Annotated in this window: 23 protein-coding genes and 1 pseudogene; 17 read left to right on the forward strand and 7 right to left on the reverse strand. The window is 69.8% G+C overall.

The features are described 5' to 3' along the window. Window positions 1–51 precede the first annotated feature (51 nt). From AB0F68_RS27085 to AB0F68_RS27110, 6 genes are all read left to right on the forward strand, one after another. Window positions 52–306, forward strand: coding sequence for a hypothetical protein (locus AB0F68_RS27085; RefSeq protein WP_357343236.1), 255 nt, complete (start codon window positions 52–54; stop codon window positions 304–306). Beyond that, window positions 303–569, forward strand: coding sequence for a DivIVA domain-containing protein (locus AB0F68_RS27090; RefSeq protein ID WP_357343238.1), 267 nt, complete (start codon window positions 303–305; stop codon window positions 567–569). The genes AB0F68_RS27085 and AB0F68_RS27090 overlap by 4 nt, the downstream gene beginning before the upstream one ends. Then, a complete protein-coding gene (locus AB0F68_RS27095) occupies window positions 566–820 on the forward strand; it encodes a hypothetical protein (protein WP_357343240.1) in 255 nt (84 codons plus the stop codon). Before AB0F68_RS27090 ends, AB0F68_RS27095 begins: the two co-directional genes overlap by 4 nt. A gap of 18 nt (window positions 821–838) precedes the next feature. Continuing rightward, a complete protein-coding gene (locus AB0F68_RS27100) occupies window positions 839–1,009 on the forward strand; it encodes a hypothetical protein (RefSeq protein ID WP_357343242.1) in 171 nt (56 codons plus the stop codon). 262 nt (window positions 1,010–1,271) lie between these two features. Next, the gene (locus tag AB0F68_RS27105) at window positions 1,272–1,562 is read left to right on the forward strand and encodes a hypothetical protein (protein ID WP_357343244.1); all 291 of its coding nucleotides are present in this window, start codon (window positions 1,272–1,274) and stop codon (window positions 1,560–1,562) included. Continuing rightward, complete coding sequence (locus AB0F68_RS27110; protein ID WP_357343246.1) at window positions 1,559–1,813, forward strand: hypothetical protein; 255 nt, start codon at window positions 1,559–1,561, stop codon at window positions 1,811–1,813. The genes AB0F68_RS27105 and AB0F68_RS27110 overlap by 4 nt, the downstream gene beginning before the upstream one ends. A gap of 125 nt (window positions 1,814–1,938) precedes the next feature. On the opposite strand, the gene AB0F68_RS27115 is transcribed toward AB0F68_RS27110, so the two are convergent. Then, a complete protein-coding gene (locus tag AB0F68_RS27115; RefSeq protein WP_357343248.1) occupies window positions 1,939–2,877 on the reverse strand; it encodes a replication-relaxation family protein in 939 nt (312 codons plus the stop codon). 453 nt (window positions 2,878–3,330) lie between these two features. Next, entirely contained in the window at window positions 3,331–4,197 is an 867-nt protein-coding gene (locus tag AB0F68_RS27120) for a DUF2637 domain-containing protein (protein WP_357343250.1), read from the reverse strand. An 845-nt stretch (window positions 4,198–5,042) separates the two neighbouring features. Here AB0F68_RS27120 and AB0F68_RS27125 point away from each other — a divergent pair. The 9 genes from AB0F68_RS27125 (at window position 5,043) to AB0F68_RS27165 (ending at window position 14,569) form a co-directional block, all read left to right on the forward strand. Beyond that, the gene (locus tag AB0F68_RS27125; protein ID WP_357343252.1) at window positions 5,043–6,398 is read left to right on the forward strand and encodes a hypothetical protein; all 1,356 of its coding nucleotides are present in this window, start codon (window positions 5,043–5,045) and stop codon (window positions 6,396–6,398) included. Next, window positions 6,395–7,213 carry a hypothetical protein gene (locus tag AB0F68_RS27130; protein WP_357343254.1) on the forward strand — a complete coding sequence of 273 codons (819 nt, stop codon included), beginning with the start codon at window positions 6,395–6,397 and terminating at the stop codon, window positions 7,211–7,213. The genes AB0F68_RS27125 and AB0F68_RS27130 overlap by 4 nt, the downstream gene beginning before the upstream one ends. 152 nt (window positions 7,214–7,365) lie before the next feature. Further along, window positions 7,366–9,693, forward strand: a complete 2,328-nt coding sequence (locus AB0F68_RS27135) for an acylase (RefSeq protein ID WP_357343256.1) — start codon at window positions 7,366–7,368, stop codon at window positions 9,691–9,693. A gap of 117 nt (window positions 9,694–9,810) precedes the next feature. Further along, window positions 9,811–10,359 carry a hypothetical protein gene (locus tag AB0F68_RS27140; protein ID WP_357343258.1) on the forward strand — a complete coding sequence of 183 codons (549 nt, stop codon included), beginning with the start codon at window positions 9,811–9,813 and terminating at the stop codon, window positions 10,357–10,359. A gap of 353 nt (window positions 10,360–10,712) precedes the next feature. After that, window positions 10,713–12,416: an AAA family ATPase gene (locus AB0F68_RS27145; RefSeq protein ID WP_357343260.1), complete on the forward strand. Its 1,704-nt coding sequence runs from the start codon at window positions 10,713–10,715 to the stop codon at window positions 12,414–12,416. Window positions 12,417–12,447: 31 nt separating this feature from the next. Continuing rightward, entirely contained in the window at window positions 12,448–12,903 is a 456-nt protein-coding gene (locus tag AB0F68_RS27150; protein WP_357343262.1) for a hypothetical protein, read from the forward strand. Next, entirely contained in the window at window positions 12,900–13,112 is a 213-nt protein-coding gene (locus AB0F68_RS27155; RefSeq protein WP_357343264.1) for a DUF2997 domain-containing protein, read from the forward strand. Before AB0F68_RS27150 ends, AB0F68_RS27155 begins: the two co-directional genes overlap by 4 nt. Continuing rightward, window positions 13,096–13,923 carry a helix-hairpin-helix domain-containing protein gene (locus AB0F68_RS27160; RefSeq protein WP_357343266.1) on the forward strand — a complete coding sequence of 276 codons (828 nt, stop codon included), beginning with the start codon at window positions 13,096–13,098 and terminating at the stop codon, window positions 13,921–13,923. Before AB0F68_RS27155 ends, AB0F68_RS27160 begins: the two co-directional genes overlap by 17 nt. Beyond that, window positions 13,916–14,569, forward strand: coding sequence for a 4Fe-4S single cluster domain-containing protein (locus tag AB0F68_RS27165; protein ID WP_357343268.1), 654 nt, complete (start codon window positions 13,916–13,918; stop codon window positions 14,567–14,569). Before AB0F68_RS27160 ends, AB0F68_RS27165 begins: the two co-directional genes overlap by 8 nt. 153 nt (window positions 14,570–14,722) lie before the next feature. Here AB0F68_RS27165 and AB0F68_RS27170 read toward each other — a convergent pair whose 3' ends face one another. From AB0F68_RS27170 to AB0F68_RS27185, 4 genes and pseudogenes are all read right to left on the reverse strand, one after another. Next, window positions 14,723–14,992, reverse strand: a complete 270-nt coding sequence (locus AB0F68_RS27170) for an SCP2 sterol-binding domain-containing protein (protein ID WP_357343338.1) — start codon at window positions 14,990–14,992, stop codon at window positions 14,723–14,725. Further along, window positions 14,989–15,171, reverse strand: a complete 183-nt coding sequence (locus tag AB0F68_RS27175; RefSeq protein ID WP_357343339.1) for a hypothetical protein — start codon at window positions 15,169–15,171, stop codon at window positions 14,989–14,991. The genes AB0F68_RS27170 and AB0F68_RS27175 overlap by 4 nt, the downstream gene beginning before the upstream one ends. A gap of 85 nt (window positions 15,172–15,256) precedes the next feature. Next, window positions 15,257–15,484: pseudogene (locus AB0F68_RS27180) on the reverse strand (maleylpyruvate isomerase N-terminal domain-containing protein); the annotation flags it as partial. 413 nt (window positions 15,485–15,897) lie between these two features. Continuing rightward, window positions 15,898–16,230, reverse strand: a complete 333-nt coding sequence (locus tag AB0F68_RS27185; RefSeq protein WP_357343270.1) for a YciI family protein — start codon at window positions 16,228–16,230, stop codon at window positions 15,898–15,900. 569 nt (window positions 16,231–16,799) lie between these two features. Between AB0F68_RS27185 and AB0F68_RS27190 the strand changes: the two genes are divergently transcribed. Then, complete coding sequence (locus tag AB0F68_RS27190; protein WP_357343272.1) at window positions 16,800–16,994, forward strand: type II toxin-antitoxin system RelE/ParE family toxin; 195 nt, start codon at window positions 16,800–16,802, stop codon at window positions 16,992–16,994. Window positions 16,995–17,026: 32 nt separating this feature from the next. Beyond that, window positions 17,027–17,299, forward strand: coding sequence for a helix-turn-helix domain-containing protein (locus tag AB0F68_RS27195; protein ID WP_357343274.1), 273 nt, complete (start codon window positions 17,027–17,029; stop codon window positions 17,297–17,299). Between the two features lie 143 nt (window positions 17,300–17,442). Here AB0F68_RS27195 and AB0F68_RS27200 read toward each other — a convergent pair whose 3' ends face one another. After that, entirely contained in the window at window positions 17,443–17,697 is a 255-nt protein-coding gene (locus AB0F68_RS27200; protein ID WP_357343276.1) for a hypothetical protein, read from the reverse strand. Between the last annotated feature and the right edge of the window lie 215 nt (window positions 17,698–17,912).

Consider the following 17,912-nt stretch of genomic DNA (forward strand, 5'->3'; position numbering starts at 1 on the left):
CCGACCGTCCCCGCCCGCCTCGGCGCCGCAACCATCCGACTAGGGAGGGTCATGGACTCGATCGACAACATCCGCGGCGAACTACCCCTACCGCCCTATATCACCACCGAAGACGTCACCTTCGCCGTCAAGGCCGTCGCCGTGCACGCCGCCGAACACCGGCCAAGTGGCCCACGCTGCCGAAACGACCGCGACCCGCACCCATGCCGCCTCCACCGCTGGGGCCGCCGAGTCCTGATCCGCCGCGGCCTGAGCGAGCGCCAAATTGAGTCCCTGGTCGCCGAACAGACGGCGACGCAGTCATGATCTACGTGACCGGGGAACGTCTGTACCCGCACCAAATCCGGGTCGCTGCCTTCGACACGCGCTGGCGCGGCCTCGATCCCGACCAGGTCCACGCCTACCTCAACCAGCTCGCCGACGAACTCGACCGCCTCCACCGCGAGCTGACCACCGCCAACACCGAGGCGGAACGGATCCGCCAGGCCCTACGCCAGTGGCAGTCCCGCCACACCGGCTGCCGCTTCACCGACCCCGACCGGTCACCAAACAATCGGTGGCAACGATGACCGCACCCCGCTGGATCATCCACCTGCCCACCACGCTGACCAGCCAGGACGTCGCCACCGACCTGGCCGCCGCACTGCGCGACTCCCTCGGCCACGTCACCGCCCTCGACTTCGGCGAGACCACCCTCAGCGAGGAGGACGCACAGCACCTCCGCCACCGGGTCTGGTGCGACACCCGACTCGATGGCGGCCTGCGGTGCCGGCTCCGCGACGGGCACTCCGGATCGTGTGGGACGGCGGGGGAGAGCTGATGTCGGTACCGTCCGGGAATGCTCGACGCCGAAGATCTCCTGACCGGCTTCACGCCTCCCCAGCCGTACACGATGAAAGCCGCCGCCGACGCTCCCACCTCGCCCGGCGTGCACGTGGTCCTCGACCGGGCACGGTCGTCTACGTCGGCTGGACCGGGAACCTGCGCAACCGCGTCCGGCAGCACCTGACCGGCAACCGGGGCTCGTCCGTGCTGCACGAGCAGGTCGGCCAGCGCCTCGACACGCCAACCGAAGGAGCGATAAGGCAGGATATCGACGGCTGGCTGGGCCGGTGCGAGGTCCGCTGGCAGGAGACCGACAACCCGGAGGGTACGTAAGGAAGCCCTCGTCCTGGCCCTAAAGCCCCGCTTCAACCGGCAGGTGCCGAAGCGGCACCCCCTGCCTCCCCGGTAGGCCCTCCTTAGATCGCAATTCGCCGAAGTATCAGGCGGTGTTTAGGTACGTCGTTCTATGGCACGTTCGGGTCACGGCATGCGCCCCCGACAAGCTTCAGCAGGCGCATGACTGGCTGACCGTCGTGCCGTCGTTCTCCCATGATCCGCTCGCTGAGCCGGGGGAGCGGGGTGTCGCGCTGACGGTCGCCCTCGACCACCTGCGTGGTGAGCAGCAGGTGTACGTCTGCGGTCCGCCGCTGATGCTGGCCGGCGCGCGGTTGCGGCTGCTCGCCGCCGGCGTGCCCGCCGGGCGGATCCACCTGCCGGAAGGGATTCCGTGGCGGTGACGGTCTACCGCAGCCGGCACGCCCTGCGCGGCCCGCTCACCCCGGATCGGATCGCCACGCTGCCGTTGCCGTTGACCCGACGAGGGCGGCGCGGCTACCAGGTCGACGAAATCGATGCCCTGCTGGACCGCCTTGCCTTCGAGCTGCAGCGGCGTACTCGCGAGCGGGGCGACGTGCGGGCGGAGAACCAGCGCATCAAGTGTGCGCTACGGGCGTGGCAGTCGGAGCAGCAGACATATCAAGCTCGGTGATCTCACGGCTGGCTCGCCGCTTGGTCGCAGGAGCCCGCCCGGCTTCCCGCCCCACCGCATCCGCCGGCACGGAATAGACGGTGTGAGCAGCCCGGTCAACCGGGCTGCTCACACCGTCAAGGCCATCAGGATGCTCGCCCGTGCGGCCCGGCCGCGGTGCGGGTAGGGAACTCCGGGTCGTGGCGGGTGTCGAGGTAGGGCAGGTCGATGAGGCGGCGACGGCCGACGCCGAGACCAACCAGGTGCCACACCTGCTCGGCGGGGCTCGCGCCGATGGCGGCGCGTAGGTCGGCGGTGGTGGTGGCGATGAACGCCCGTGGCGTGCGGCCGGCGAGGCGGTGGTGCAGGTTCGCCTCACGTCGCGCCGACGGTAGGTGGAACAGGACCGGCCATGCCCAGGTGCTCATCGCGAACAAGCGTTCGTACTTGGCGATCTTCTCGGTGAGGATGTCGAGGCGTTCACGGCCGGTGTCGTATTCGAGGAAGAACGGCACCGAACGGTCCTGCTCGGTCCACACCCCGGCACCGTCCGGGCGGGGCAGGCCGCTCGGACCGTGGACCATGATCTGCGGGTCCCCGCCTCTGCGGTACAACACGCCCGGGTCGTGGAAGGCGGACGCGGGCTGCCAACGGTCCAGGCGGCTGTTGGGGTGGGTGCGGGCGTGGCAGGCGAGGTCGATGAAGACCTGGTTGCCGCCGAGCAGATGGGGCAGGTCCGGGCGCGACGTGAGGGATTGCTTGCGGCGGCGGGCCTGGTCCCGGCGTGGTGGCCCGAGGCCGCGTTGGGCGCGGACGTGGCTGTAGCCGAGCTGGTCCAGGACGTAGTGGTACGGGTAGGAGCCACCGTCGGGTTTGTTGGGTCGGAACCGGTCCACCGCGCGAAGAACGGTGAGGCGGCGTAGCCGGCGCTGAGCGAAATCGAGGGACGGGAACAGGGCAGCGGCGATCTGGTCGGTGGTCAGCAGCCCGTGGTCGTAGAGCCAGCCGAGGAGACGGTCGTCACGGGCGGTGACGCTGGCCTGCAGGCGCAGCAACGGATCCGGTGCCGGTAGCGGTTTACGCATGAGCGGCCCCTGGGGGGACACCCCACACATGAGGGTGTGTCTGGAACCGCCCGGGCTCGGCGAGAGCGGGCCTGACCTGGGCTGTCAGCGAGTACGGGGGGTCGGCTTGGGGGTCAGTATCAAGGCCGACGGTAAAACGGGCATCGACACCGACACCGGCACGGCCGGTCACACCGCTGTGACCGTGGTGTGAGCGGGCGTGTGATGCGGGCCGGTGACAGCGCTGGTGGCGCGGCTGGGGGCCGTTGACCTGGGTCAACATGCTCGTCGCTCCTTCTGAGGATCGGGACGCGGGTGAAGGGGCCGTAGGTGCACTGGCTGCTGTGCCGGGCCGGGCGGGGCGGTGTTCGCTCTGACAGGTCGGGTCAGGTTCTGTCAGGAAGCGGGCTTCCCGACAGGCGCTGGTCTGACAGGGGTGGGCTGATCTGACAAAAGTCGCCGATAGTGGTTCCCTCACGCGGCCGCCTGACGTGACAGGTCCGGCGAGGCCGGGGCCGGTGCGACGGCCTCGGCGCGGAGGACGCGCACGAGTGCCGAGGCGGTGGCGTTGGACAGGTGATGCCCGTCCGCGCGAAGTTGTCGGGCGAGTTCCTTGCGGGACAGCGGTGTCCCGTGGGTGGCGAGCGTGTGGGCGGCGGTCCGGGCGGCCGGGACCAGCGCGGTGATCTCCGGACCCCGGTCCCGGACCGGCGGGCCGCTGTCGCGGCCGTCCCGGACCGCCGGGTCCTGGTCCGCGGTAGCCGCAACCGCGGTGGTGCAGTCCCGGACCGGGACAGTGGGCGTGGGGACCGGCAGCGGCGGTCCGGGGACCGGCTCGCGGGTGTCCGGGACCGCGGCGTCCACGATCAGCGGCGGTCCTGGCTCGGTCCACATCGGCCGGGCAGTCTGCTCGGCTGGGGCGGGGTCGGCACGGCCGAGGGCGATCTTCACCATCGTCAGGAAGCCGAGCGCCGGCAACGCGGCGGCGACCCAGCCGATCACCGACGCTTCCGCCTCCACGACCTGGGCCGACAAGGACAGGAACACCGCCACTGTCAGCACGGTCGCCGGGAACGCGACGCTCTTTCCCAGGCGCCGGTTGCGGCGCAGTTCCAGACCGGCGGCGATCGAGGCCAGTTCCAGGACCACCGCGTCGGCCCAGGCGAGCCAGCCCGGCTGGCCGTGCGCCGCCGCGACGTCATGGACGTGACGGAAAGAGGCTGCGCCGGCCGCGCCGCCGATCAACAGCATGATCAGCACCTGGATGCGGTTCTCCAGCCGCTCCCGCCCCGACCGCATCTCGTTGGGCAGGTCAGACGGCCGCTGCTCAAGTGGTGCCAACGGCCCACCACCTGTCGACACGTCGTCCGGGTAGAGCCTCGAATGGCGTCACCCTGGGCCGGCGAACCGAGAAGGCAGCCGCCAGCCTATCTGTATTGGTGAAGGTCGAGGTCATGTTCGTGCTCCAGCTTCGTTTGTAGGGATTCAAGGGCGACGGGGATGCCGTCTAGGTCGCGCCTACCACACAGGGCCAGTTCGCGGGCGGGCGCAACCCCTGCCGGGGGTTGCCCGGCCCGGCGCACCCCTTGTGCGTGCAGAGGTCGGCCAATACCTCACTGTGATCGAGCCAACGAACAATCCAGGCCCCGCGCAGGGGCAAGCAGCCGGGCAGCAGGTGCCGCCACAACCCGCACTGCAGGCTGAGGTCAACGAGCGGACACGGGGCGGCCAAGCCGAGCCACAAGCGGTCGCAACGCTCGCCACCGGCAGCGCTCGACAAGCGCCACAATGGTGCAGCTCAACTTGCCGACGAGTGATCCTTCATGTGGGACCTCCCATCTCTCGACGCCCCCCAACGCCAGCGCGAGCAACAGCCGGCACCCCGTCCTGAGAGTGCCTGCGGCCTCTTTCTGGCCGACCGCGCCAGCCGGCGGTGCGGGTGCATATATCGAGTACGCCCCGGGAACACCCGCCGAGTCAACCCCGATTTCCGGGCAGCTCAGTCACGAGCCGTGACGCCAGTCCGGTGGAGTGCGATCCGGCAGGGCACCCGCCGGCAGACCGGCGACAGGTGCCCTGGTCCTTTCGCCAGATCACGTCATCGCGCTGCTTCCAAACCCCGCGAGCCCGGTACTAGGGTTTTGCCTGGCCGTCGGTACGGCGGCTGGCCGACACGGGGAGGTGTCATGCGGCGTCGTCAACTGCTGGCGTCCGGGATGTTCACGGCGATCGGGCTCAGCGCCGGGGAGCTACTGAGAGCAGCGCCGGCCGCCGCCGAGACGGCCCCGCTGAAGAGCGTCGGCACCCAGCTGCCGGTGGACGACCTCCGGGCGATCGAGCTCGACGAGGCGCGCGGCCGCCTCTACATCGCCCAAGGGGTCGGTGGCGCGCTGCCGCTGGTGGTGACCGACCTCGACGGCCGGCTGCTGTCCCGGGTCACCGCCGTCGCTGACATTTCCGACCTCGTCCTCAGCGACGACGGGCGCATCCTGTACGCGGCCCAGGGCTTCAACCGGATCATCGCGTTGGACGCCGCCACCCTCACCATGGTCGCCAGCTACCCCGCACCCCCCGGCGCCCACTTGTACACCGTCGAACCGACCGGCGAGAAGGTCGTCGGCGGGTTCATCGACGCCGGCATCGGCTCCGGCGGTCTGCTGATCTGGTCCGCGCCCGGCACCCCGCCGGTGGTCTACACCGGCGGCCCCAACTACCACCCGATCATCGACGCCAGCCCCGGCGCACCCGGCCTCCTCGTCGCCGGCGACACCGGATACTCGCCCGTCACCACGTACGTCATCGACGTCTCCGGCGACAGCCCGAGGATCGTCGCCCGACGGGACAACACCGGCAGCAACCTCATCGACTACGCCGTGAGCCCGGACGGCACCGAGGTGGTGGAGACGGTCGGCCACCCGTACGAGCATCACTCCTACCGGCTGCCGGACCTCGCCGACGCCACCGTCTATCCCAGTGGGGTGTACCCGCAGGACGCCGCCTGGTCCGGGGATGGCTCCACCGTCGCCATCGGCCGCGCCTCGACCGCCACCGGTGACGCCGACGTCTACCTCTATGCCAAGGGCAGCACGGTCCCGACGTACGCCGTCGACTTCCGCAACGGCGACAGCCTCTGGGAGGGCACGCTGCTGGTCAACCAGGCCGGCACCCGGGCCTGGGCGGTCAGCTCGACCGACCCCTACCAGGAAACGCAGCTGCTGCACTCCTTCGGACCGGCGCACCCGCCGAAGCCCCCGGTCACCGACCTCGCTGTCACCGCCCAGGTCGGGACCGGCAAGGACAAGGGCACCGCGCAGCTCACCGTGACCTGGAGCTCGCCGATCGGCGACGACAACTACTGGTGGATCACCGCGTCGACCAACGGCGGGGCCGAGCGGGAGTTCTGGCGCGGCAAGATGGACGCCAGCGGCAGGTACACCCTCACCTACGCGCTGCCCCGCGGCACCACCACCTTCACGGTCCGGTACCGCGACTACTGGCAGTTCTACCCGGACGGCTACGCAGCCGCGGTGCTGCAGCGGTGAGCGCGCCGATCCGGCGGCGCTCGCCGCTCGTCCGTCGCGGCGCGCTGACGTTGCTGCTGCTCACCACCGGCGTTGCGGGCTGCGCGCGACCGGGTGCCACCGAAGCCGGCGGCGCCGTCTGGGACGTCCCGGCACCCACCGCCGCAGCGACGGGGAGCGCCGCTGCGGCCACGAGGAGTGCCGCGGCGACACCAACGCCGAGCAACCTGTCCGCGAGCGCCTCCCCCAAGCCGAAACCGCGCCCAGCGGCGGCAGCGCAGGGCGCCTCGGCAGCAGCCCCGCCGCCGGCCCCGGCCGCCCGGGCCACTCTGGCCCCGGAGTTCCCCCGCGGCTACACGCTGCTGTCGCAGACCTGCGCCCTCCAGCTCGGCCAGCAGGTGTACGTCTCGCGCAGCGGCAAGACGAAGGGGAATTTCCGCTTCTGCACCCAACGGCTGCGTAAGAACGACACGGGCGGCTACTACCTCAACCCGTACGTCTTCGTCGAGCCCTTCTTCCTCGACGGCGGCCGATGGCTCCCGGACTCCCGTGAGCCGGTCAGCCTGACCATCACCTGCCGGGTCATCCACGCCGGCGAGCAGGACTACTCCCTCACCGCCACCTCACCGAGCGGGAACGGGCCCGGGCACACGGCGTCCTGCGGCCGGCTGGTGCCGCACGCGGTCACCCCGACGACGGGCGGCGACGCCTACACGATCCGATTTTCCGGATACACCTCGGGCGGTTACTACGGCGTGCTCGCCTTCGACACCGAGGTGCACTTCCCGGGCGCTGGCAAGCCGACCCCGGAGCAGCAGGTGACCGTACCGCGTTGACGCGGACGTACCACGACCGCCGACCCGTGCGTCCTCAGCGGTGATCGACAGGTGACTTGAGCAACTTTCACTACTAGCGTCGGTCGGACCTGGACAGTCACTACTCGGGGAGGACGTCCAATGATCCGTCCACGCCACCACCAGAGCGCCCGATGAGGGCACGCCCACTTGCCGCCGCGGCGACGGCCACCGTCCTGGTCGCCGCCGGCCTCACCATCAACGGCGGCACCGCCGTCGCTCAGGGTCCCGGCTACTCCGCCCTGATCCAGCGCGCCTCGTACGGCGTACCGCACATCACCGCCCACGACTTCGCCAGTCTCGGCTACGGCGTCGGCTACGCCCAGGCTGAGGACAACATCTGCCTGATCGCGGAGCAGATGGTGACCGTCCGGGCCGAACGGTCCCGCTGGTTCGGCCCGCAAGCCAGCAACGTCACCAGCGACCTCTTCCACCAGAAGGCCATCGACGACCGGGCCGCCGAGCGCTTGCTGGCCGGCCCGCGCGACGGCATCCACGCACCCTCCAACGAGGTACGCGACCAGATCCGCGGCTTCGTCGCCGGCTACAACGCCTACCTCCGCAGCGCCAAGAACAAGATCACCGACCCGGCCTGCAAGGGGAAGGACTGGGTACGCCCGATCACCGAGCTGGACATGTGGCGGGCGAACTGGACGCGGATGATCCGGGCCAGCTCCGGCGCGCTCGCCGACGGCATCGTCGCCGCCGCGCCGCCCGGTGCCGGCGGAACCGCGAGCGCCCCGCAGGCCGAAGCCGTCGTCGCCGCCCGCGACGGCGCGCCGGCCGGGGTGGGCAGCAACGCGTACGGTCTGGGCCGCGACGCCACCGCCAGCGGCGCCGGCATGCTGCTCGCGAACCCGCACTTCCCCTGGGACGGCGGCGAGCGCTTCTACCGGATGCACCTCAAGGTGCCCGGCCGGTACGACGTCGAGGGCGCGGCCCTGGTCGGCGACCCGATCGTCGAGATCGGCCACAACGGCCGGATCGCCTGGTCGCACACCGTTTCCACCGCCCGCCGGTTCGTCTGGCACCGGCTCACGCTGGTGCCCGGCGACCCGACCAGCTACCTCTACGACGGCAAGCCCCGGAAGATGACTTCCCGCACGGTCACCGTCCAGACCCCGAGCGGCCCAGTTGCCCGTACCTTCTACGACACCCACTTCGGCCCGGTCGTCGTGGTGCCGGGCACCTTCGACTGGACGGCGCAGGCCGCGTACGCGATCACCGACGTCAACGCCGCCAACAACCGGGCGCTCGACGGCTGGCTCGCCATGGGACGGGCGAAGTCGGTGGGTGAGCTGCGGGCGGTGTTGGACCGGCGGCAGTTTTTGCCCTGGGTCAACGTCATCGCCGCCGACCGCGACGGCAATGCCCTCTATGCCGACCACTCTGTCGTGCCCCGGGTCACCGGCTCCCTCGCGGCCGCCTGTATCCCGGCGCCCTTCCAGCCCCTGTACGCCGGCAGCGGCCAGGCCGTCCTCGACGGCTCCCGCTCCGCCTGTGAGCTGGGCCGGGACCCGGACGCTGCGGTGCCCGGCATCCTCGGCCCGGGCAACCTGCCCGCGCTGGTCCGCGGCGACTACGTGACCAACTCCAACGACAGCTACTGGCTGGCCAACCCGGCCCGCCCACTGGAGGGTTACCCGCGCATCATCGGGGACGAGCGCACCCCGCGGAGCCTGCGGACCCGGCTCGGCGTGCACCAGGTGCAGCAGCGGATCGCGGGCACCGACGGGCTCCCCGGCAAGGGCTTCACCACCGGCAAGCTGTGGGACGTGACGTTCGGCAACCGGGCGTACGGGGGTGAACTGGTCCGCGACGACCTGGTCCGGGTCTGCGAGGCGCAGCCGACCGCCACCGCCTCCGACGGCACCACCGTCGACCTGGCCGCCGCCTGCGCCACCCTGCGCGGCTGGGACCTGAAGGTCAACCTCGACAGCCGGGGCGCGCACCTGTTCACCGAGTTCGCCCTGGCCGGCGGCCTGCGCTTCGCTGACGCGTTCGACCCGGCCGCCCCGCTCACCACGCCGAGCCGGCTCGCCGTCGACGACCCGAGGGTACGCACCGCCCTCGCCAATGCCGTCCGCAAGCTGGACGGCATCCCGCTCGACGCGCGCCTCGGCGACATCCAAACCGAGCCGCGCGGCACCGAGCGCATCCCGATCCACGGCGGCCGCGCGGAAGCCGGCGTCTTCAACATGATCATCGGGGTGCTGCAGCCCGGCGTCGGCTACTCGAAGGTGCAGCACGGCTCGTCGTTCGTGATGGCCGTCGAGCTGGGCCGAAACGGGCCGTCGGGCCGGCAGATCCTCACCTACTCCCAGTCGGCCAACCCGAACTCACCCTGGTACGCCGACCAGACCCGGCTGTACTCAGGCAAGGGCTGGGACACCATCAAGTACACCGAGCGGCAGCTCAAGGCCGACCCGAACCTGGTCACGTACCGGGTGGGGGAGCGGTAGGCCGGCAGCACCCACTTCGCCAGCGAGGGCCCGGCGGCCGGCCAGCCGGCCGGCCGCCGCGCCCAGCTCGGCTGCGATCGTCCCCAGCGGCCGCGGCGCGGGCGTATGGTCGGCGCTGTGGTAGGAGCGGGGCATCGATACCGCTACGTCGGCCCGGCCGACGTGCGGGCCTCGGTCGCGGACGCCCCCGAGGGCTGGCCCATCCGATCACCCGCCGACCTCGACACCTACCTCGCGGCCACGGATCCCCGCGACCGTGACGAGCCCTTCACCTACGTCATCGACACCGCCGGGGCCTTGCGGCTCGCGCCCAGACGCAGCGAGCACGTCGCCTGCGCCGGCGGTGGGGAGGTCCTCGGCGCGGGCGAGATCGCCTTCGCCGGCGAGCGGGGCGGCTGGGTCGTGAGCGAGGTGAGCAACCACTCCACCGGGTACTGCCCCGATCCCACCTCCTGGGCGGCGGTGGCGAGCGCCCTCGACCGCGCGGGCATCGACCGCCCTGACGGCTTCACCGTGGCCGTCGTCTTCCGGCGCTGCCTCGACTGCGGCGAGCGCAACCTAATCCGGGACGACGACTACGTCTGCGCGCTGTGCGGCGCCGAGCTGCCCGAGGATGTGGAACCTCGCCTGACTGCCCAGCCGGCGACCGACCAGCGTTCGCGCTGACGACAGGAGCCGGCTGATCGAGAAGCGCTGCCTTAGGTGGCACCTTCGGGGCCTGTTCGACCGCAACGCCGGTGAGAAAAGGCGGTGTCTTCAAAGGCCGCCTGCACCGCTGGGGACCGCGGGTCCTGGTCCGCCGCGGCCTGAGTGAACACGAGGTCGAAGCCATGGTCGCCGAACAGACAGCGAGGCGCCCGTGACCTACGTGACCAGGGAACGACCGCAATCGCACCACGTCCTCGCCATGCCCGGGTCCCTGCTTGCGAGGTTCAGGGGGTAGCGGTCGGCGACCCTCCAGCGGAGCTCGCCGGGCGCACAAGATCAGCAAAACGGGGGATGCGTTCCGACGTCAGACCATGCAGGCTGCTACGGTCTGCCCGCTCGCGGCGCTCATGGGGGAGGAGATCGAGGTGGCGAGGCCCTTTCGCGAGGCGTTGTCGCAGATGCTCAAAGCCCGATTTCCAATCCTCTATATCGAGTCATATGAGGAGCAGCGGGTCGTAGCGGAGGTCACCGCCGTCGCCCGCGACGCCGCATTGGTGCGCACCCCCAGAGGCGTCTGGACGTGGTCGGCGACCGAAGGGCTGATCCAACCGGACGGTACGGCGAGGAAGGGCACCACCAACCCAGCGGACGCCCTGAGTGCGGCGATGCGTATCGATGAGCCCGGCGTCCTCATCTTCAAGGACCTGCATGCGGCGCACGGCGGTGGCGACCGGCCGCGGGATCCCGAGGTGGTCCGGAGGTTGCGCGACTTGGCGGCGGCTTTCAAGTCCGGCATGGTCGCCCGAACTCTCGTGCTTGTCTCTCCCGTGCTGCAACTGCCAGTCGAGCTCGAGAAGGACGTCACGATCGTCGACTTCCCGCTCCCCAGTGAGGTGGAGATCCGCGCGGTGCTTGAGGGGATGATCGCAGCCAACTCCGCCAGCGGCCGCATTCGCATAGCCGTGGACGAGGTGGGTCGGGAGAAGCTGGCAAAGGCTGCCCTCGGGCTCACCCTTCAGGAGGCAGAGAACGCGTTCGCCCGCGCCATGGTGAACGACGGCGTGCTCGACTTGGAAGACATCGTCCTGGTGCACGAGGAGAAGCGGCAGATCGTACGCAAGGCCGGGCTGCTGGAGTTCGTCGACGTTGAAGTCGGCCTCAACGACATTGGTGGACTGGAAAACCTGAAGCGATGGCTGCGGAAGCGGGATGGTTCCTGGTTGGCAGAAGCGGCGGAGTACGGTCTTCCCGCACCCCGCGGTGTGTTGATCACCGGCGTGCCCGGCTGCGGCAAGTCATTGACTGCTAAGGCGGTAGCCGCCTCATGGGGTCTGCCGCTGCTGCGGCTCGACATCGGCCGGGTGTTTTCCGGGCTAGTCGGATCGAGCGAGCAGAACCTCCGCAACGCGATTCGTACGGCCGAGGCGAGCGCGCCCTGCCTGTTGTGGGTGGATGAAATCGAGAAGGGCTTTGCTGGCGGTGGGTCGGCAGGTGACTCCGGCACCTCTTCGCGGGTATTCGGGACATTGCTGACCTGGATGCAGGAGAAGACAGAGCCAGTGTTCGTCGTCGCCACCGCCAACAACATCGAAAACTTGCCGCCCGAGCTACTGCGCAAGGGGCGCTTCGACGAGATCTTCTTCGTGGATCTCCCGACGCGCGCCGAACGAGAGTCGATCTGGGCCGTCCACATCAACAAGCGGCTGACCCGTCCCGCGGTCGCCGGCGGGCTCACCGTCGACGGAGCGCTCCTGAAGGAGCTGTCCGAGCTGAGCCAGGGGTACTCGGGCGCTGAGATCGAGCAGGCCGTTGTCGCCGGCCTCTTCGATGCGTTCTCCGACCGGCGCGCCCTGCGCAAGGACGATCTGACCCGGGCGGTGGTCAACATGGTGCCGCTCAGTGTCACGCAGGCGGAGCGGATCAGTGCCGTACGGGCCTGGGCTGAGATGCGCGCGGTCGCGGCCACGGCCGCCGAGGACTGGGACCCGGCGGGCAGCAACGTCGCCACCGCGCCCGGTATCCGCCCCAGCGATCTGCCACCCAGTCACGGTGGGGGCCGAGAGATCGAGTTCTGATGCGAACGACAACATTGAGGGGAGGTGGCAGGTGAGCGTTTCACTGATTCTCGTGCCGATGGCCGTGGCTGCCGTGGCGGCCGCGCACGGCGCGATGGCCGGCCGAGACAGCCAGGGCCGCGTCGTCTGCCAGGTGCAGACTCGCATGCGGGACGAGACGTTGCTGGCCGCGGCGCTGCGCGAGAGCAACGCGGTGGTCACGGCCGATGGCAAGGACATCGTCGCGGCCTGGGACCGGGTACGGGCGAACTTCCAGCGCGGGCAGGACGGCGTCTGGTCGGCACACCTCACGGGCGACATCGACGAGCAGCGGGCCGTGGGCATCATTCGTGCCATTGACGCCGGCTACGGCCGGCAGGTCCAGCGTGCCGTACTTGAGCGGCTTCGGGAACGGGCCCCGGCCGCCGGACTCCGCCTGGAGTCGGAGGCTGTCGCGGAGGACGCGAGCGTACGTCTGGTCTTCGCGGTCGAGGGGCGGTCATCGTGACGGAGCAGAAGCGGATCGTGCTGACGGTGACCAGCGAGGGTCTGGTGAGCGCCGAGACCAAAGGCCTAGTCGGAGACACCTGCCTCGACTACATCGCCATACTCGAAGATCTGCTCGACGCGCGCACCGTCGAGAGCGCGTACACCGCCGACTACAGCAAGCGCATGCTCAGCAGCAACCAGGAAGAACGCAATGTCGAACACGCATAATGGTGGGTGGGTCCCGGCGCCGGGCGCTACGAATCAGGCGCCTACGAATCCGGCGGCGAGCCGTGACTGGCGGATCCGGCAGAGCCTGTGGCTACTGCTTCCGATCCTGGGATGTAGCTGCCTCGGCGGAGCCGGCCTCATCTACGTCGGGCTGCGCGCCCGTCGCGCGGCCTGGTGGATCCCTGGCATCGTCTACATGTTGGTTGGCTGGGCCGCGTTCGCCCTGAACGGCGAATCCGACCAGCAGAGTGCGCACAGCGACTGGGCGACCGGAGTGGTCCTGGCCAGCTGGGTTGCCAACATCGTGCACGCGTGCCTGATCAACCCGGCCTGGCTGCGCTGGCGGGCTAGCCACATTCCGTGGTACGCCCAGCCCACCGCGCCGCCTCCCACCTGGCCCGGCAACCCCTACCCGCCCACCGCCGCGTCGCCCATGGTCGCCGACCTGAAGACGAGCGCGGAGGCGTACTACGGGGCGGGGCCCGCCGCGACTTCCGTACCCCAGCAGCCGTCGCCGCCAGTGACCCCACCGGCTCCGCCGTCGTCGCCAGCCACGGCCCCGCAGCCCTTGGACGTCAACGCGGCGACGTTCGAGGAACTCGCCGCGCTGCCCGGCTTCGGAGCGGAGCGCGCGAGCCGGGTGCTGGCGGAACGGCACAACCGACACGGATTTGGCAGTGTCGAGGATTTTGCGATGGTCGCGAGCCTCGCGCCGCACGAGTTCGCCTACCTCAGGAACCTGCTGATCTGCACGCCGCCGCCGCAGCCGCCGGCAGGCCATTCGCCGCACGGCCGAGTACTCGATGTCTGATGCCGCTCACTTCCCGCGCACCGTCGCCGACCCGTCGCTGGTGTCGATCGCCAGGTTCGTCTCGTCGACCCGCGCCGAAGGGCCGGGCGAACGCACCGCGATTTGGGTGCAGGGCTGTTCGATTCGCTGCCAAGGCTGCTTCAACCCGCACATGTGGACCTTTCGGGGCGGAGAGAAGGCCGCACCGGATGACTTGATCGACAGGATCCTCGATGCCAACACTGAGGGCCTCACGCTGCTAGGTGGCGAGCCCTTCGACCAGGCCGCCCCGCTGTCAACGGTCGCAGCGGGGGTACGCCAGGCCGGCCGGTCGGTTATGACCTTCACCGGCTACACCCTGACGCAACTAAGGCATGCGGTAGACGGGGGCCGCGAGGATGTTGCCAGGCTGCTGACCCAGACAGATCTGCTCGTGGCCGGACCGTTCCTCGCCGATCAGATCGATACCGTCCGGCCCTGGGTCGGCTCGGCCAACCAGGATTTCGTCCTGCTGACCGACCAATTCCCGGATCTCCTCGTCGACTTTGACTCCACCCCGGACCGACTTGAGATCACTGTCGACGCCTCTGGTCAGATCGGCGTCAACGGATGGGCACAGCTGGAGATGCTGCACGAGTTGCTGGAGTCCATGGGTCGACCCGGCTGACACCGGAGACCGACAACCCGGAGGCGACGAAGGAGGCCCTGGTCCTGGCCCTCGAGCCCCGCTTCAACCGGCGGGTGCCCGAAGCCGCGCCGCGCAGCTGGCAGCGGCGACTAAGAAGCAGGCCGCGAAAACCGATCACCGGTCCCGCTCGGGTCAGGTCACGCCGTCTACGGGATGGCGAAAGAAGCTGAGGAAACGGAAGGCCAGCCACGGCTTACGGCCCCACGCTCGCAGCTTCCCGCGCGCGATCAACGGCCGCTGGCCGCTCAGACCCGCACTCAACAGGAAGAACGACACCGGGTCGACCGAGATGGCGCAGTCGACCCGCCCCGGCGCCGTGTCGCTGACCGTGGCCACCCCGTCGGTGAAGCGCACCCAGAACCGGGAAACGCCGCGCAGCCGTAGCTCGTAGCAGGCGCTCAGGCCCGCACGGCGGCCTGGACGATGCGAGGCATCGTGGTGTGGATGAACGGCAGGATCAGTTCTACGTGCCGCGGCCGGACGATCGGCGGCTGCCGGAGGGCGGCGGCGATCGCGCTGCCGTGGCTCAGCATGTGCGCGAGCAGGTAGCAGCCGAACACCCCCGGCGGCATCGGGCCCATAGGCGTGTCGACGATCTCTGCAGCGGGGCGGGCCCGGGCTGCCTCGAGGAACGCGGCAGCCTGTCCGGCGATCCGCTGCGCGAGGACGGCGGGATCGAGCTCGCCGTCCTCGCTCAGCGACTGGGCGTTCGCGGCGGCCAGCCGGCCTTCGTCCCATCCCCGTGGGTCGCCGGTCGGCCGGCGGCGATCGTCGCCATGAGTTGTTGGCCATCGCCAGGTGGGCCGCCGCCTCGGCGACGGTCCACTCCGCGTCGGGGATGGGAATGTCGGCGTCGGGTAGCGCGCCGATCAGGTCGGCCAGCCGCCCCGCCACGGCAAGGACTTCGCCGGACAGATCGCCGCGCTCGGTGGGTCAGCCGTCGTCTTCCGGCGCTGCCTTGACTGCGGCGAGCGTAACCTCGTCCGCGACGACGACTACGTCTGCGCGCTCTGTGGTGCTGAGCTGTCGGAGGATGTGGAACCACGGCTGACGGCCCAGCCAGCGACCGACCAGCGTCTGCGCTGACGACCGAGCCGGCTGATCGTCAGCGCCGGCAGGCAGGCACTGATGCCGCCACGGACGGGAGCAGAGCCGGGGCACGGCGAAATTGGTACGGCGGTGCCGGCCGCACCCTCAGTGGGCCGTCCGGGTCTGTACCTCGACCAGGTTGCCCTCGGGGTCGCGCAGGTAAGCCGAGCGCACCCCACCCACGCCGGTCGGCGGCTGCGGCCACCACCACCTCGGCCTTACGGTGCCTCCCGCAACGGCCACACCTCGACGACCCCCTGCGCGACCGCGCATGGCGTCCTCGACGCGATCCGGGTGGCTTCCTCCAGCGTCTCCGCCTCGATGATCGCGAATCCGGCCACCGGCAGCGCCGAGGACAGGAACGAGCCGCTCTGCACGGTCATGCCGGCACCGTTGAGGTTCCGCACCTGTACGGGGGACTCGGCAATAGCCATCACGGTCCCCGCCTCGCGCAGGCGCTTGTCATGGGCGTGCGCCTCGTCGAGTACCGCAGCGTCGGTACTGTCGTAGCCTTCCTGGTCCCCGTATCCGATCGTCACGAATCTCGCCACCACAGGCTCCCTTCTGCTTGCCACGGAAAATCGTCACACCTTCAGTGCCCATCGTGGCCACGGCGAACCAGGACAACGCGCTCGACGAGGACGCCCGCCTCACTGGCCGGCCGGGGTTTGGTGGCCGGGCCTGGGGCGTAGGGGATGGGCCGCAGCATCCAGAGCGGGATCCGCCACGGCCGCCGCGCCCCGAGCGCGGCCGCGAGCAGCCTGGTCGATTGTGAGCCGGCGTTGACGGGGGCGTCGATGCGGGTCCTTGGCACTGAGGGGTCACCCGGTACCCCATGACCGGGCGCGAGGCGGGGGTTTCGTCCCTGGCGTCCGTTCTCGCCCTCCGCCTGCACTCCACGTCCCTATAACGCTGGCATTATTTGTGAGCTATAGTGGGTGTGTGGGCGAGTGGGAGGTCAGCCTTACCGAAGACGTCGAGGACTGGCTGCTAGACCTGGCCAAGTCTGACCCTGACTCCGCTGACCAGGTCGCTGCGGCCATTGATCTGCTTGCCGCCGAGGGCCCCGGCGCTCGGTCGACCGTTCGTCGACCGAGTCAAGGGCTCGAACTACAAGAACATGAAGGAGCTGCGGCCAGGCTCGGCAGGGGAAACCGAGATCCGTATCCTGTTCGCCTTCGACCCTCAGCGGGAAGCCATCCTGCTGGTGGCGGGTGACAAGAGCGGCAACTGGAAGGGCTGGTACGAAACTAGCATTCTCGAAGCCGACAAGAAGTTCGCCGACCATCTGCGAGAGCTGAAGGGACAGGACTGATGGCGCGTAGCTGGCGGGATGTCCGCTCCCGCATGAACCTCGACGAGGCCAAGGTTGAGCAGCACAAGGAGCGCATGCGCGGCGAGGTACGCGCAGCGCGACTACGTGAGATGCGCGAGAAGCGTGGCCTGACTCAGCAGCAGGTTGCCGACCGCATGAACGTTTCGCAGCCGCGTGTCGCCGCCATCGAGAGCGCCGAGCTGCCGAAGGCTGAGGTCGGCACGGTTGCCCGGTACATTGCTGCCCTTGGCGGCAAGGCTGAGTTCGTTGCCGAATTCGACGGCGAACGTGTGACCCTTAGTTGATGCTCGGGGCATGAGGGGCCCCTCTGTCGTTGCCCTCATGCTTGTCGTGCACGTCGCGAAGCCTCGGCTGATGCCGGGGCTTCGCCGTTGACCGGGAAGCTGACTGCGGCATCAATCTCGCTGACCGCCTGCGAGTCCGCCGCTCACGGCGATGCCGTGCCAGCCGCGCTGTTGGCCCTGGGCCTAATGCGTACGAACGCGTGACGGACCGTGTCCGTCAGGCGGGCATGCCCCCGCACCGTCACCTCAACACCCAGAACCTGCGTCGTGAACGGCACCGCCAGATTGTCCTCGATCATCGTGAACAGTCCGGACAACTGCTCATCATCGTCGTAGGCGTCGACCGTCGCCTCGCCGACCAACGCATCCAACTCGGCCCGGCGGCTGAGTGAACCCACCGCAGCACCCTACGACAGCTCCCGCATTCCATCCCGAACCACCGTGTCCACAGAGCCGATCGCTACCCAGGGGCGGCCAGCCGAAGGGCTGCCGCGACGTGCTGCCCACCAGCACGAGCCACCTGGCCAACACAGCGACGCTCGGTTTGTCGCCTGCAGTCCCCAGCCTGCATGGTCACGCCTGGTACCGACTCACGCGGGACGACGTGCCGTAA

The organism is Micromonospora sp. NPDC023966 (assembly GCF_040639095.1).
Taxonomy (GTDB): domain Bacteria; phylum Actinomycetota; class Actinomycetes; order Mycobacteriales; family Micromonosporaceae; genus Micromonospora.